This is a genomic window from Cellvibrio sp. pealriver (genome assembly GCF_001183545.1).
Taxonomy (GTDB): Bacteria; Pseudomonadota; Gammaproteobacteria; order Pseudomonadales; family Cellvibrionaceae; genus Cellvibrio.
Map to the genome: position 1 here is coordinate 2,724,238 of NZ_KQ236688.1, position 13,695 is coordinate 2,737,932.

The following is a 13,695-nucleotide window of genomic DNA, read 5'->3' on the forward strand; positions in this document are numbered from 1 at the left end:
AATGATTATTCTGATGGCTGATGGACACACAGTTCTGGATGCACATCCGCAAAATCAACTCCGGACGCATAAGAGCCGATCCAATTATGTTTGCGCCCTACCGGCTCACTAAAATCAAACCACCTGAACTGCATACTCCATAATGCGCGATTGCTATTATTAATTCCGCTTTGATGTAACACCATAAAATCCATAATCAGTAGATCACCCGGTTTGGTGCAAGGGGAAATCATTTCATACTTGCTGACCAGTGCCTGCTCATTATGCAATCGTGCAGCATAACCACCGGTTTGCCCTTGATTATTGGTTTCATATTGAATCAAAGGAAAAAGCCCTTCTTTATGAGAGCCGGGCAAAATATTTACCGGCCCATTTTCAGGCAACACATTGATCAATGGCGACCAAAATACCAATCCATTCAAACTGCGTAATTGCCCTGGATATTCCTGATGCCAGGCCGCACGGTATTTTTCTTCAAACGGATTGTTAATGCGTATACCAAATCCACCCGCAGCAATCCCCGCAATCGCACCAGCTCGCAATTGCTGAAACACTTTTTCATTTTTTAAATCAGCAACCAGCGCCATAAAAGCAGGTATCTGTTTTACTGCGTCGTAAATAACGCCCCCATAACGACGATTTATGTTTATAACCTCCAAATAGCCATCATCAAAGGTTTCAAACGCATAAGGTTTACGCTTAACTGGCAAGTCATATTCACGAATAACCTCGCCAATAATGTCGTAAGCTCGCCTGCAGATAGGTTCAATTTTTTCCAAAGGATAAAAATTTTCAAGAAGAATAAATCCATTGCGCTCAAACTGTGCAATCTGATGTTCGCCCAGTAAAAGCGACGTGTGATTCGTCATTTCACACTCCTGATAATGCCATCAATTACGCTGACCACTATTTCCTGTTGCTGGATACTCATCTGCGGATAACTCGGCAAATTTATTGCACGCTGACAAATTCCATACGCATTTTTATTTTCTGGCTTATCGGTAAACATGGGCAAACTGCTGAGAGGCCAAAAGAATACCCGTGCATCGATATTGGCGGCTTTAAAAGCCTCCAATAATTGGAATTGTTGGATATTGCTGGATTCAGAAAAAACAACGGTAGGCATCCAATAGGCGTTGCGGCAACCGGAAGGCTCCGGATTTAACGCAACTGCATCATAAGAAGACAGCAGCGTTTTATATCGTGAAAACACTTCCCGCTTGGCATTCACCAGCTCATCAATACGTTCTAATTGCGCACAACCCAAAGCCGCTTGAATATTGGACATTTTAAATTTATAACCCACCTCATCCGGCCAAAATTGTTTTTGTTGGTGCCGACTGCGCCCATGATTATTGAGTGTTAGTACGCGCTCATATAATTCACTGTTATTGGTAACAAACATCCCGCCTTCACCGGTGGTCATGGTTTTGGTACCGTGAAAAGAAAAGGTACCAAACGCTCCCATACTGCCCGCTTTGTGGTGGTGGTATTCTGAACCCAATGCTTCTGCGGCATCTTCAATTAAATGCAGTTGATATTTTTCTGCCAGTGCACGCAACGCATCCATATCACATAAATTGCCATAAAGATGCACCGCAATAATCGCTTTAGTCCGCGCGGTAATAGCACGCTCAACCTGTTGCGGATCTATACACCAGGTATCCGGTAAAATATCGACAAACACAGGCGTAGCACCGGCGTGCACCACAGGAGCGACCGATGCAATCCAATTGGTGTCTGCCAGTATCACTTCATCGCCCGCGCCTATTCCCGCAGCCGCCAACCCAAGCTGTAGTGCGCCGGTACAGCTGGATGTTGCCACCGCGTGTTTTACACCAAGATAACGCGCAAAATGTTCTTCAAATCGATTGATGTAGTCATAACAATGTGCACCCCAGCCATTTTTAACTGCATCCATTACATACTCATGTTCGAGTGCAGTAATTGAAGGCTGGGTATATACAATCCGTTCAGTCATTGGATGATCAACTCCGGAATAGCGGTAACAAATTTGCACTCAGGTTTAACTTGTGATTTTAGTTGCGCAGTAATTTCATCGCGCAAATTCCACGGCAATATCACCACGTAATCAGGATTACATTCTGTTAGTTGCGCTGGCGATAGTATGGGTATGTGGCTACCAGGCAGAAACTTCCCCTGCTTGGACGGGGCTGCATCAAATACGGCCGATATCAACCCGCTGCCAATGTGCGCGTAATTTAAAAAGGTATTGCCTTTTGCAGCAGCACCATAAGCAACTACCACTTTATTATCAGCGTGAGCCTGTTGTAAAAACGCAACAAAGCGATCGACAACGTCGGTGATGATTGATTGGAAATCGGTGTAGCCTTTTACACTGGCCATTTCGTGCTGTATTTCTTCCGCTAAGATATTTTCCACACTGGAATCAACTGCCACATTCGATAAGTCCACAGCAGACGCCAATCTTGCCCATACGCGCAAACTACCGCCGTGGGGGGGTAATTTCTCTACTTTATAAACAACCAAACCTGCAGCGCGTAAAATACGCTGCACACTATGCAGCGATAAATACGAATAGTGTTCGTGATAAATAGTATCGAACTGTCGCTGTTGAATCAGGTTTAGCAGATGTGGGAATTCCAGGCTGCACACACCATCCGGTTTGAGCAGTTGCGCTATGCCCTCCACGAAATCATTAATATCGGGCACATGGGCAAGAACATTGTTGGCAATAATTAGATCGGCTTTTCCATAATCTGAATTGATGTTATGCGCCAAACGTTTACCAAAAAAATCCTCAACAATAGTGATGCCTTTTTTTCTGGCTGCATCGGCTGTTGCGTTCGTTGGCTCAACACCCAGGCAAGGAATTTCACTGCGCACAAAATGCTGCAACAAGTAGCCATCGTTAGCGGCAAGCTCTATCACAAAACTATTTTCATTCAGTTTTAGCTGCGCAATCGCCGCCTCTGTAAAACGCTGGGCATGGGCAACCCAGGTAGTGGATGTTGAAGAAAAGTAAGCATAATCCGCGGTAAATAATTCTTCGGCGCGATTAAAATCTTCCGTCTGCACCAACCAGCAATGGTTACACACCCACACCCGCAACGGATAGGCGCGCTCACTGGCACATTGCTCGCGCGAATGAGGATACGCATTGGATGGCGGCATCTCACCCAAGTCAGCAAACGGAATAGTTAATAATTGCTGGCAATGTCTACACTTCATAATCCGCTATCCCGTTTAGATTCAAATGCTTTATCGCGCTCCGATAAAAAACGGATAGGCAAAGGCCACTGAATAGCAAATGCAGGATCATCCACGCGCACACCTGCATCCCAATCAGCACGGTAATCCTGCGTGTGCAGATACAGTAGCTGCGAGTTATCTTCCAGCGCTTGAAAGCCATGCGCACACCCCGGCGGAATCAATAGCATCTGCTGATTGTCCGCACTTAACTCAACGGCGATATGCTGCCCATAAGTTGGTGAATCACTGCGTAAATCCAACACCACGTCATACACGCGGCCTGTAATGCAACGCACGAGTTTTGTTTCGGTTACTGCTTCAGGCTCTGGCGCTTTTTGGTAATGCATTCCACGCACAGTACCCGCACGCAAATTAAGTGAGTGATTGATTTGGCGGATGGACTCTTCACCTAACAGGGATTGCAATGTGGATAAACAAAACCATCGGCTAAATGCACCACGCTCATCGATATGCGGCTGCGATGCAATCAGCATCACGCCCGGCAAAGCGGTTTCACTTATTGTTAGTGGCTGACCCATATCAATCCTGCTTGCTGTGCACAGCGAATATAAAAGTCCAACTGTTGTACAGAGATAATATTATTGTGCTGATAAAACTGTTGATACCACTGCGCTGTGTGCTGGGCAGTTTGTGCAAAATTCCATACCGGCTGCCACTGCAACTGCGTTTGTGCAGCGCGGCTATCGAGCATTAAATTAAGCGCTTCGTGTACATGGGGTGGTGGCGCTTCTGACCAGATCAACTCCGGCCAATGTGTTTTCATTTGCACGAGTACATCAGCAACGGTTTTGTTATCGCGCTGATCCGGCCCGAAATTCCAGGCGCGTGCTTTATCGGCCTCACCCATTAACAAATGTTGCGCAACACATAAATAACCAGAGAGCGAATCCAACACATGTTGCCAAGGTCTTATCGCCTGCGGGTGACGGATCATTAACGGCGAGTCGCTATGCATCGCGCGGATAATATCCGGCACCAAACGGTCGCGCGCCCAGTCACCACCACCAATCACATTACCTGCGCGCGCGCTCGCCACTAATACGTTTTGTTTTGAAAAAAAACTGCGCCGGTAAGATTGCACAACCAATTCACACGCCGCTTTGGATGCACTGTAAGGATCGTGGCCGCCGAGCGGATCGGATTCAATAAAGTGTTCACCGCGCTCGGCATTTTCGTACACCTTGTCGGTGGTGATCACCACAATCGCTTTTACGGATGGCTGATGCCGGCACGCCTCTAACACATTTACCGTGCCCATCACGTTGGTTTGCCAGGTAGCGATAGGGTCTTCGTAAGAAGCGCGCACTAATGGCTGGGCCGCAAAATGAATTACCAATTCAGGAGCTGCCTGCTGCATTACCGCCGTTATATCTTGGCGATTATTGATGTCAGCAAAATGGCTGTTTAGCGATAACCTCAACAAATCCCAATGCGCGGGATGCGTGTCGGGCGGCAAGGCAATGCCGGTCACATTTGCACCCAATTGCCGCAGCCATAACGCCAACCAACTGCCTTTAAAACCAGTGTGCCCTGTCAGCAGAATATTTATCCCGCGAAAGCAGTCGTTGAATAACATCATTGCCAGGTTTTCCATGGCGCTTCACCGGAAGCCCACAATGCTTCCAGTTGGGTTTTATCGCGCAGGGTATCCATCGGTTGCCAAAATCCGTGATGTTCAAACGCCATTAATTGATTGGATTCCGCAAGCACTTTTAGCGGCTGGTCTTCCCAGCTGGTTTGGTCGCTCTCAATTAAATCGAGGCAGTTGGGCGATAACACAAAAAATCCACCATTGATCATGCCGCCGTCGCCGCGCGGTTTTTCAGTAAATCCTTTTACCTGATTGCCATCGCACGTCAGCGCACCATAGCGCCCCGGCGGTTGTACTGCCGTCACTGTTGCGCGTTTTTTATGTTGGAGGTGAAACGCAATTAATTCGCGAATGTTGACATCAGAAAGACCATCGCCATAGGTAAAACAAAAAGCGTCGTCGTCTTTTAAAAATTCTTTGGCGTATTTCAAACGACCACCGGTCAAGGTGTGCTCGCCGGTATTTAACAGGGTGACTTTCCAGGGCTCGGCAGCATGGTGATGCACTTGCATCTCGTTGGTGGACATGTCAAAGGTGACATCGGACATGTGCAAAAAATAATTCGCAAAATATTCCTTGATGACATACCCCTTGTAGCCGCAGCAGATAATAAATTCATTCACGCCGTGCGCGGAGTAGTGCTTCATGATGTGCCACAGAATTGGCTTACCGCCGATTTCAATCATCGGCTTGGGTTTGAGATGCGTCTCTTCTGAAATACGGGTTCCCAAACCACCCGCCAAAATGACTGCTTTCATAGCCACTCCTTTTATTCGTTGTTATCGTTCGAGTATAGAAAACATTACCATCTACACAACAAGCGCCTTCAATTCACACAATCGTCAACCTGTGCTTGGCAATAATCCCGTATTATTTTTCACAGCGCATTTTTTCATACCTTTTTTCATGCCCTTTTTCATGGAGCAAGCACTATGCAGATCATTTTGCTGCGCGGCCTCGCACGCGAAGCTGGGCACTGGCTGGAGTTTCCCGACTATCTGCACGCAGTGCTTGGCGACCACTGCCAGCTGCACTTAGTCGATTTCCCCGGCTGTGGCCGCTATTACCAACGCGATGCACTGACCTCCATTGCCGCCATGACCGATCATGCCCGCGCTGAATTTGCATCGGCCTTATCCTCGCCTTTATCTTCACACAACACACCCACTTCACCGGTATTGCTTATCGGCATCTCCATGGGCGGCATGGTTGCGCTGGATTGGGCGCAGCGTTTCCCACAAGAACTGGATGGACTGACGCTGATCAATTCCAGCGCAGGCAACCAACCATTTTGGTGGCGATTAAAACCCGCCGCCTGGCCAACCATGCTGCGGACAATGTTTGCCGCTCCCGATACCCGCGAAAGCCTTGTTTTAAAGGTAGTTAGCAACCAACGTGCCGACTACAACTTACACCTTAAACGATGGCTGGAAATACAACAGCAACGCCCAATTACCCGAAATACCATCATCACCATGCTGCGCGCAGCCGCCGCGTTTAAACCCAAAGCCGACTGCAGGGTACAAGGGCTGATACTCGCCAGCGAGCAAGACCGGATGGTGTCGGTACGCGCAAGTCGGGCATTGGCAAGGCAATTCCAGTGGCCAATTTATAGCCATCCTTCTGCCGGACATGATCTGCCGATGGACGATCCACAATGGGTTGCGATGCAAATAAAACACTGGCTCGACCAGCACGCATCAAATCCCATAAAAATACAATGTAAACGGTTACAAATTTACAAATATTGACCCCTCTTAACCAATCGCCCTACTAGACTTGAGCCAACCCTGCCGAAAAAGAGCGGGGAATACATCCCGTGTTTGCCCATGCTCCTGACCGCAATGAGTAGCACAACAATAATGATCGAGGCTCTTAATGAACAACCCTAACCTGCTTATTCCATCCGTCGCGGAAGACATTGCCATATCCCAGGAGCAGGAAGTTAATACATCGCGCCGCACTGCCATTAAACAGCTGGCGGCTTTTTGTGGTCTGGCGTTATCGGCCAACTCGCTATCGGCACTGGCTGGCGCTGTTACCGCGCCGACCGATTTTAACCGCAGCAAAAAAACCTTCTTCAATACTGACCAATTGGCGCTGGTGCGCGAATTGGGCGAAATTATTATCCCCACTACAGACACCCCCGGTGCAATTGCTGCGGGCGTGCATGATTTCATCAATCATTTTGTCGTTTACTGCGCAGATAAAGACGAGCAGCAACAACTCTTGAGTGGTTTAAAAACCATTGAGGATCGCGCGCAAAACGATTTCAAAAAAACCTTCCTGTCACTCGATAAAAATCAACAGTTCGATTTGTTGACCAATATGGAAAAAGCCACCAACGGCTTTACGCCTGCTGACCGAGCCTTTTTCAAACAATTAAAAGGGTTGGTGACATTTGGTTATTACACATCGGAAATTGGTGCCACCCAAGAGCTTGCCTACCTCGCCATTCCCGGCGGTTACAAAGGCAACTTTAAATTCAAGGAGGTCGGCAAGGCCTGGGCAATTCCTTACTGATCCCACGCCATTGACCGATAACTGCCGGCATAACACCCGGTTGATTTTTTTGAATGACTTTATGTGATGAATCCCCATGGATAAAAATATTTATATCGTTAAAAGCAAAGAAATTTTTGATGCAATTGTGGTTGGCTCCGGCATCTCCGGCGGTTGGGCCGCAAAAGAATTGACCGAGAAAGGCTTGAAGACGTTGATGGTAGAACGCGGCCGCCCGGTTGAGCATCGCAAAGATTACGTCGGTGAAGGTATCAAGCCCTGGCAAATGCCCTTCCGCGGAAAAGTGGAAAGCGCGATTGTGGATGAGCAACATTATGTGCAGCAAAAATGCTACGCCTTTAATGATGCAACCAAACACTTTTTTGGCAACGATAAAGATTACCCTTACAGCACACCCAAAGATAAACCCTTTGATTGGATTCGCGGCAATCAGCTAGGCGGAAAATCGCTGTTGTGGCATCGCCAATCCTATCGCTGGAGCGAGCACGACTTCACCGCCAACGCGCGCGATGGCCACGGTGTGGATTGGCCCATCCGCTACAAAGATATTGAAAAATGGTACGACCATGTTGAACTGCATGCGGGCATTAGTGGCTCGGTAGAAAATCTGGACATTTTGCCCGACAGCAAATTTTTGCCACCATTTGAAATGAACGCGGTCGAGAAAGAAATGAAAGCCCGCATTGAAAAAAAATGGAAGACGCGCAAATTAATTATGGGCCGTTGCGCGCATTTGTCTGTGCCTGCACCGCATCACATTGCGCAGGGGCGCATCCAATGCCAAACGCGCAATGAGTGTCAAAAAGGCTGCTCATTCGGCGCATATTTTTCCACCCAAAGCTCTACGCTGCCATCCGCCCTGGCGACCAATAATTTAAGCATCGCCACCAACAGCATTGTGCACAGCGTGATTTACGATCCTAAAACCAATCGCGCTACCGGTGTGCGGGTGATCGATGCCGAGACAATGGAAACACGCGAATATTTTGCCAAAGTGATTTTCCTGTGCGCATCCACCTTGGGCACTACGCAAATTATGCTCAACTCGGTCAGCGAAAGTTTTCCCACCGGCATCGCCAACTCTTCCGGCGCACTCGGCCATTATTTAATGGATCACCTTTATGGCGCGGGTGCATCCGGTCGAGTAGAAGGTTTTACCGATGAATATTATTCAGGCCGCCGTCCAACCGGATTGGTGATGCCGCGCTTCACCAACTACACCGAAATGAATCCCAACTTTTTGCGCGGCTATCAGCTGACCGGCAGTGCGCAGCGTCAAGGCTGGGATAATTTCACCCAGGCAGATGGCTTTGGTGCAGACTACAAACACAACATCCGCAATGCGGGCAGTTGGATATTCAATTTAGGCGGTTCAGGTGAAATGTTGCCGCGCTATGAAAATCAGGTGTCGTTGCACCCCACACTGAAAGACAAATGGGGCATGCCGCAATTGCACATCGAATGCGAACTAACAGAAAACGATTGGAAAATGTTTGAAAACATTGCCGATACCGCCGCTGAAATTTTGGAAGGCATCGGCGTGAAAGATGTGAAGAAAAGAATCGAGGCCAAGAATGGTTGGGCACCGGGTCTGGCAATTCACGAAATGGGCACTGCACGCATGGGCAAAGACCCCAAAACCTCGGTACTCAATGGTTGGAACCAGACGCACGATATTCCCAACTTGTTCGTCACCGATGGTGCCAGTATGAGCTCTTGCGCATCACAAAATCCATCACTGACCTATATGGCGCTGACAGCACGCGCTGCCGACTACGCCGTGCAGCAATTGAAGCTCGGTAAAATATAAAACCGTGTATTTTTTAAAAAACCACAAGCACTACTACAGCGACAACATAAACACAATTAACAGCCGATAACACAGGAAACCACTATGACAACACTATCCAAGACAATTAAAGCCATTACTATGGCTGCTATTGCCAGCGTTAGCATTTCAACATTCGCTGCCGATGTTGCGCCAACATCACCACAACTGAGCGTACAACTCTGGTCAATTAAAGATGACGTCGCTGCCGACTTTGAAGGCACTTTGAAAAAACTGAAAGCCATGGGTTTTCAGGGCGTGGAATTTGCGGGTAACTTTGGCGCTTACGCTAACGACCCTAAAGGACTGAAAGCATTTTTGGAAAAAACCGGATTAAAAGCATCTGGCGCACACGTGCCGTTTGAAAAATTGAATGATGCAAATTTCGATGCAACCGTCGCGTTCTACAAAGCGATCGATTGCAAATATTTGATTATCCCAATGGATCACCGCGCATTCACTGCAGAGGGTGCAAAACAAGTCGCAGCCGAGCTGGAAACCATCCAGAAAAAATTGGACGCACATGGCATGCATACCGGTTATCACAACCACAAACCGGAAATGCTTGGTGAAATGGGTAAAACACCTTGGGATGTGATTGGTAAAAACACCGCTCATGGTGTGATCTTGCAACAAGATGTGGGTTGGACTGAAGTGGCCGGTAAAAACCCTGTTGATTTCGTTAAAGCCTATCCTGGCCGCACCATCCTCACTCACTACAAAGCGGCAGCACCGGATGAAGGTAACAAAGAACATCCAATTCTTGGTCAAGATACTACTGACTGGAAAGCCTTGATAGAAGCCAACAAAACAGTCGGCGGCACCTTGTGGTTTGTGGTAGAGCAAGAAGTGTATCCGGAAGGTATGTCACCTATGCAAAGCGTAGAGGCATCACTGAAAGGCCTGCAAAAAATTATTGCAGATTCAAAATAAGAGCCGCAGCATGAAAAACGCCGCACTGCGGCGTTTTTTTTATTTTTACAGCATATAAAATTCGATGTAAAAATCGCATTTAAGACATATTAAAAAACCTGCTTAACAAATAAAAAAGATAGGAATAACAATGAACCTGACACGTATTTTTATGGGCTTGGCAAGTATTGCGTTCAGCGCAAGCCTGTGCGCCCAAGCGGCATTAACCCAACTTCCCGCACACTCTGGCGGGCGCGTATTGGTCACCACCAATGAAGCCGGAGAAAAAGCCTACGAATATTCCTGGCCGGGCGTGTATTTTGAAACGGCATTTGAAGGCGATTCGCTGACACTGAAGTTTGATGACGACCAAAATAATTTCCAGTTGATTATTGATTCAGGCGAGCCTATTGCGATTAAAAAGCCAGGCAAAACGGATTACCTGGTACCAAACCTGACCAAAGGCAAGCACCGTGTGCGCCTGGAAAAAATCAGCGAAACCCAATCCAGCAGCGGCCACTTTCTAGGTTTTTATAGCGATGACAAACCTGCAGCCCTGCCCAAGCGCAAACGCCAAATTGAATTTATTGGCGACTCTTACACCGTAGGTTATGGAAACATATCGCCCAGCCGCGAATGCACTAATGACGAGTTGTTCAACACCACCAATACACAATTGGCATTTGGCCCACTGGTCGGCAAACATTTCAATGCAGATTACCAGATCAACGCGTCATCCGGTTTTGGCATTGTGCGCAATTACAACGGCCACTCGCCCGATAAAAATTTAATTGGCCTGTATCCATTCACCTTGCACACCAATAACTACCTCTACGCTAGCAGCTGGCAACCACAAGTGATTGTGATTGGTCTGGGCACTAATGATTTTTCTACACAGTTAAATGAAAACGAACGTTGGAAAACCCGTGCAGACTTGCAGCAGGATTATGTAACCAAATACGTGGAGTTTGTAAAAAGCCTGCACAACAAGCATCCTAAAGCGCAGTTTGTATTAATGGCATCAGACAAAATGGAGGGCGAACTTGCGGGGCAAGTCACTAAAGCGACTGAACAATTAAAATCCTCTGGTTTGAAAAAAATCGACACCATTATTTTTAGCGATTTGGATTACCAAGGCTGCCATTGGCATCCATCGGCAAACGATGACAAACTGCTCGCTGATTTGATTATCAAACATTTACAAAGTAAAAAGGTCTGGTAATCGCCCCTTGCACCGGCATTACTGTTAGACCCGAACATTCGCTTGCTAAAACACCACACTCAATATACGATTTATATACAAAACATATATTAATCATATATTGAGGTATTTATGGGCATCGTCAAAATCAGCGATGAACTGCACGAAGAGATCCGCAAAGCCAGCTCGGCCATGGTTCGCTCCATTAACTCACAAGCCGAATTCTGGATCAAAATTGGCATGCTCGCCGAAACCAATCCAACCCTGACCTACACCGATATCCTGCGCGAACAACTGCGTCAGGCCACTGGCGAGCCTGTGGTTTATGAATAGTATTGTTCTGAAAAGCGCGCGTGAGCTGGAGCTGATGCGTGAATCCGGGCGCTTGCTTGCAACGGTGTTTGATTATCTCAATCCGTTGATTAAGCCAGGCATTTCCACCATGGAAATTAATGATCTGGCCGAGGCATTTATTGTCAATACGCTGCACGCCCGACCGGCAAGCAAAGGCCAGTATGACTATCCCTACTCACTCAACACCTCAATCAACGATGTGGTTTGTCACGGCATGCCGTCATCAACGCAGCTTTTAAAAAACGGCGACATTATCAATGTGGATATCACATTGGAAAAAAATGGTTTTATCGCCGACTCCAGCAAAATGTACATGCTGGGCGAGGTATCGCCTTTAGCACAACGTCTGGTCAATCACACCTATGAAGCCATGTGGCGAGGAATTCGCGCGGTAAAACCCGGCGCAACGATTGGCGATATTGGTCATGCAATCCAACAATACGCCGTAGCACAAGGTTATTCAGTTGTACGCGAATACTGCGGTCATGGTATTGGTGAGCAAATGCATGAAGAACCACAGATACTGCATTACGGCAAACCCAATTCCGGAGTGGTTTTGCGCGAAGGAATGACCTTTACCATCGAGCCGATGATTAATCAGGGTGAGGCCAAAGTGAAGTTAAAACGCGATGGTTGGACAGTTGTCACGCGCGATAAAAAATTATCTGCGCAATGGGAACATACCATCGCAGTTACTGCAGACGGATTTGAAGTATTAACATTGCGCGATGAAGAACGCATGCAGTAACCGCAAACACGAACTCCTACACAACGTAAATAAACGCATATTCACTGGACAATAATAATCTCTATCGGTATAGATACGCCGGGTTACTGCACTACAGCAATCATCACTGCATTTCCCTATAAAAATACAACAATATAAAAATACAAAAAAACTGCGCTATGTTATCGGTATATTTTCGGTCAATTTTTATCAACAACCGGAAAAAATTATTATGAAATCCACTATCGCAACAGCGCTCTTTTTTTCATTGGCAACAGCCAGCTGCCTTGCCCAAAACCCGTTACATTTTGGCAACAATATCCGCACTGCTGATCCCTCTGGCCATGTATGGCCTGATGGAAAAATGTATCTCTATACCTCGCACGATGAAGAATGCCAGGAAGACTTTCATATGAAAGACTGGTATGCGTTTTCATCGTCCAACTTAGTGGATTGGAAAACCCACGGCCCGATATTGTCGATCAAGGATTTAACCTGGGCCGATAATTTTGCATGGGCACCCGATGCGGCTTATAAAAATGGAAAATATTATTTGATCTTTCCCGCAGGTACAGGCTTCAAAGACCGGGTAAATCCGGAAAAAAGTACCAAATGGATGGGGCTCGGTGTGGCGGTAAGTGATTCACCCACTGGCCCATTTAAAGATGCGATAGGAAAACCCTTATGGACCACGCCCTATGCGAATGACCCCAGCGTATTGATCGATGATGATGGCAAAGTCTATTTGTATTTCCATGGCATGAATGCGGATTATCAAGTCGCTGAAATGGCGGACGATTTACTCAGCATAAAAGGGGGACTGCAAAAAATGGATATGGGTGGTTATGAACCCAAAATGGAAGGCCCTTGGGTGTTTAAACGCAACGGCATTTATTATTTCACCATGCCGGAAAATAACCGCGTGCTCACTTACTACACTTCCAAATCGCCCAAAGGCCCGTGGAAATATCAGGGCGAAATCATGAATGAAGAACACGGTAACAACCATCACTCGATTGTTGAATATCAGGGCCAATGGATTTTATTTTACCACCGCTGGTTAGAAACACCCGGCTGCCACAAAAAGCAGCGCCATGTCGCAGCTGAATATGTGCACTTCAATGAAGACGGCACCATCAAACCGATTAAACGAACCACAACCGGTGTTGGCGATTTTCCGGAGCGCATTAAAAATCTGAAAAAATAATCCATCGATAACATAATCAATCGGTAACATAATCAATCGGTAACATAATCAATCGGTAACATAATCAATCGGTAAATAAAAAACGCCGCTCAATGAG

14 protein-coding genes are annotated in these 13,695 nt (G+C 47.0%); 8 read left to right on the forward strand and 6 right to left on the reverse strand.

Features of this window, described 5'->3' with window-relative positions; all coding sequences use genetic code 11:
• Window positions 1-5 precede the first annotated feature (5 nt).
• The 6 genes from VC28_RS11705 to rfbF are packed head-to-tail and all read right to left on the reverse strand — an operon-like array spanning window position 6 to window position 5,604.
• Complete coding sequence (locus VC28_RS11705; protein WP_049630805.1) at window positions 6-869, reverse strand: phytanoyl-CoA dioxygenase family protein; 864 nt, start codon at window positions 867-869, stop codon at window positions 6-8.
• The gene (locus tag VC28_RS11710; protein ID WP_049630806.1) at window positions 866-1,981 is read right to left on the reverse strand and encodes a DegT/DnrJ/EryC1/StrS family aminotransferase; all 1,116 of its coding nucleotides are present in this window, start codon (window positions 1,979-1,981) and stop codon (window positions 866-868) included. Before VC28_RS11710 ends, VC28_RS11705 begins: the two co-directional genes overlap by 4 nt.
• Entirely contained in the window at window positions 1,978-3,213 is a 1,236-nt protein-coding gene (locus VC28_RS11715; RefSeq protein WP_049630807.1) for a class I SAM-dependent methyltransferase, read from the reverse strand. Before VC28_RS11715 ends, VC28_RS11710 begins: the two co-directional genes overlap by 4 nt.
• Entirely contained in the window at window positions 3,210-3,773 is a 564-nt protein-coding gene (locus VC28_RS11720) for a dTDP-4-dehydrorhamnose 3,5-epimerase family protein (protein WP_049630808.1), read from the reverse strand. The genes VC28_RS11715 and VC28_RS11720 overlap by 4 nt, the downstream gene beginning before the upstream one ends.
• Window positions 3,758-4,849, reverse strand: a complete 1,092-nt coding sequence (rfbG, locus tag VC28_RS11725; RefSeq protein WP_049630809.1) for a CDP-glucose 4,6-dehydratase — start codon at window positions 4,847-4,849, stop codon at window positions 3,758-3,760. The genes VC28_RS11720 and rfbG overlap by 16 nt, the downstream gene beginning before the upstream one ends.
• Window positions 4,831-5,604: a glucose-1-phosphate cytidylyltransferase gene (rfbF, locus tag VC28_RS11730; protein WP_049630810.1), complete on the reverse strand. Its 774-nt coding sequence runs from the start codon at window positions 5,602-5,604 to the stop codon at window positions 4,831-4,833. Before rfbF ends, rfbG begins: the two co-directional genes overlap by 19 nt.
• Before the next feature lie 174 nt (window positions 5,605-5,778).
• Between rfbF and VC28_RS11735 the strand changes: the two genes are divergently transcribed.
• From VC28_RS11735 to VC28_RS11770, 8 genes are all read left to right on the forward strand, one after another.
• On the forward strand, window positions 5,779-6,597 hold the full coding sequence (locus VC28_RS11735) for an alpha/beta fold hydrolase (RefSeq protein WP_049630811.1): 819 nt from the start codon (window positions 5,779-5,781) through the stop codon (window positions 6,595-6,597).
• Window positions 6,598-6,724: 127 nt separating this feature from the next.
• Entirely contained in the window at window positions 6,725-7,369 is a 645-nt protein-coding gene (locus tag VC28_RS11740; RefSeq protein WP_082191516.1) for a gluconate 2-dehydrogenase subunit 3 family protein, read from the forward strand.
• A gap of 76 nt (window positions 7,370-7,445) precedes the next feature.
• Window positions 7,446-9,179 (forward strand): GMC oxidoreductase, encoded by a 1,734-nt coding sequence (locus tag VC28_RS11745; RefSeq protein ID WP_049630812.1) that lies wholly within the window; start codon window positions 7,446-7,448, stop codon window positions 9,177-9,179.
• An 84-nt stretch (window positions 9,180-9,263) separates the two neighbouring features.
• Entirely contained in the window at window positions 9,264-10,130 is an 867-nt protein-coding gene (locus tag VC28_RS11750; RefSeq protein WP_049630813.1) for a sugar phosphate isomerase/epimerase family protein, read from the forward strand.
• Window positions 10,131-10,260: 130 nt separating this feature from the next.
• A complete protein-coding gene (locus VC28_RS11755) occupies window positions 10,261-11,331 on the forward strand; it encodes an SGNH/GDSL hydrolase family protein (RefSeq protein WP_049630814.1) in 1,071 nt (356 codons plus the stop codon).
• Between the two features lie 111 nt (window positions 11,332-11,442).
• Entirely contained in the window at window positions 11,443-11,643 is a 201-nt protein-coding gene (locus VC28_RS11760) for a ParD-like family protein (protein WP_049630815.1), read from the forward strand.
• Entirely contained in the window at window positions 11,636-12,412 is a 777-nt protein-coding gene (gene map, locus VC28_RS11765; protein WP_049630816.1) for a type I methionyl aminopeptidase, read from the forward strand. Before VC28_RS11760 ends, map begins: the two co-directional genes overlap by 8 nt.
• 211 nt (window positions 12,413-12,623) lie before the next feature.
• Complete coding sequence (locus tag VC28_RS11770; RefSeq protein ID WP_049630817.1) at window positions 12,624-13,598, forward strand: family 43 glycosylhydrolase; 975 nt, start codon at window positions 12,624-12,626, stop codon at window positions 13,596-13,598.
• The last annotated feature ends 97 nt before the right edge of the window (window positions 13,599-13,695 follow it).

Bases quoted from the DNA above. Each gene is read 5' to 3' on its own strand.
- VC28_RS11705 (WP_049630805.1), bottom strand. From the start codon at position 869: ATGACGAATCACACGTCGCTTTTACTGGGCGAACATCAGATTGCACAG.
- VC28_RS11710 (WP_049630806.1), bottom strand. From the start codon at position 1,981: ATGACTGAACGGATTGTATATACCCAGCCTTCAATTACTGCACTCGAA.
- VC28_RS11715 (WP_049630807.1), bottom strand. From the start codon at position 3,213: ATGAAGTGTAGACATTGCCAGCAATTATTAACTATTCCGTTTGCTGAC.
- VC28_RS11720 (WP_049630808.1), bottom strand. From the start codon at position 3,773: ATGGGTCAGCCACTAACAATAAGTGAAACCGCTTTGCCGGGCGTGATG.
- rfbG (WP_049630809.1), bottom strand. From the start codon at position 4,849: ATGGAAAACCTGGCAATGATGTTATTCAACGACTGCTTTCGCGGGATA.
- rfbF (WP_049630810.1), bottom strand. From the start codon at position 5,604: ATGAAAGCAGTCATTTTGGCGGGTGGTTTGGGAACCCGTATTTCAGAA.
- VC28_RS11735 (WP_049630811.1), top strand. From the start codon at position 5,779: ATGCAGATCATTTTGCTGCGCGGCCTCGCACGCGAAGCTGGGCACTGG.
- VC28_RS11740 (WP_082191516.1), top strand. From the start codon at position 6,725: ATGAACAACCCTAACCTGCTTATTCCATCCGTCGCGGAAGACATTGCC.
- VC28_RS11745 (WP_049630812.1), top strand. From the start codon at position 7,446: ATGGATAAAAATATTTATATCGTTAAAAGCAAAGAAATTTTTGATGCA.
- VC28_RS11750 (WP_049630813.1), top strand. From the start codon at position 9,264: ATGACAACACTATCCAAGACAATTAAAGCCATTACTATGGCTGCTATT.
- VC28_RS11755 (WP_049630814.1), top strand. From the start codon at position 10,261: ATGAACCTGACACGTATTTTTATGGGCTTGGCAAGTATTGCGTTCAGC.
- VC28_RS11760 (WP_049630815.1), top strand. From the start codon at position 11,443: ATGGGCATCGTCAAAATCAGCGATGAACTGCACGAAGAGATCCGCAAA.
- map (WP_049630816.1), top strand. From the start codon at position 11,636: ATGAATAGTATTGTTCTGAAAAGCGCGCGTGAGCTGGAGCTGATGCGT.
- VC28_RS11770 (WP_049630817.1), top strand. From the start codon at position 12,624: ATGAAATCCACTATCGCAACAGCGCTCTTTTTTTCATTGGCAACAGCC.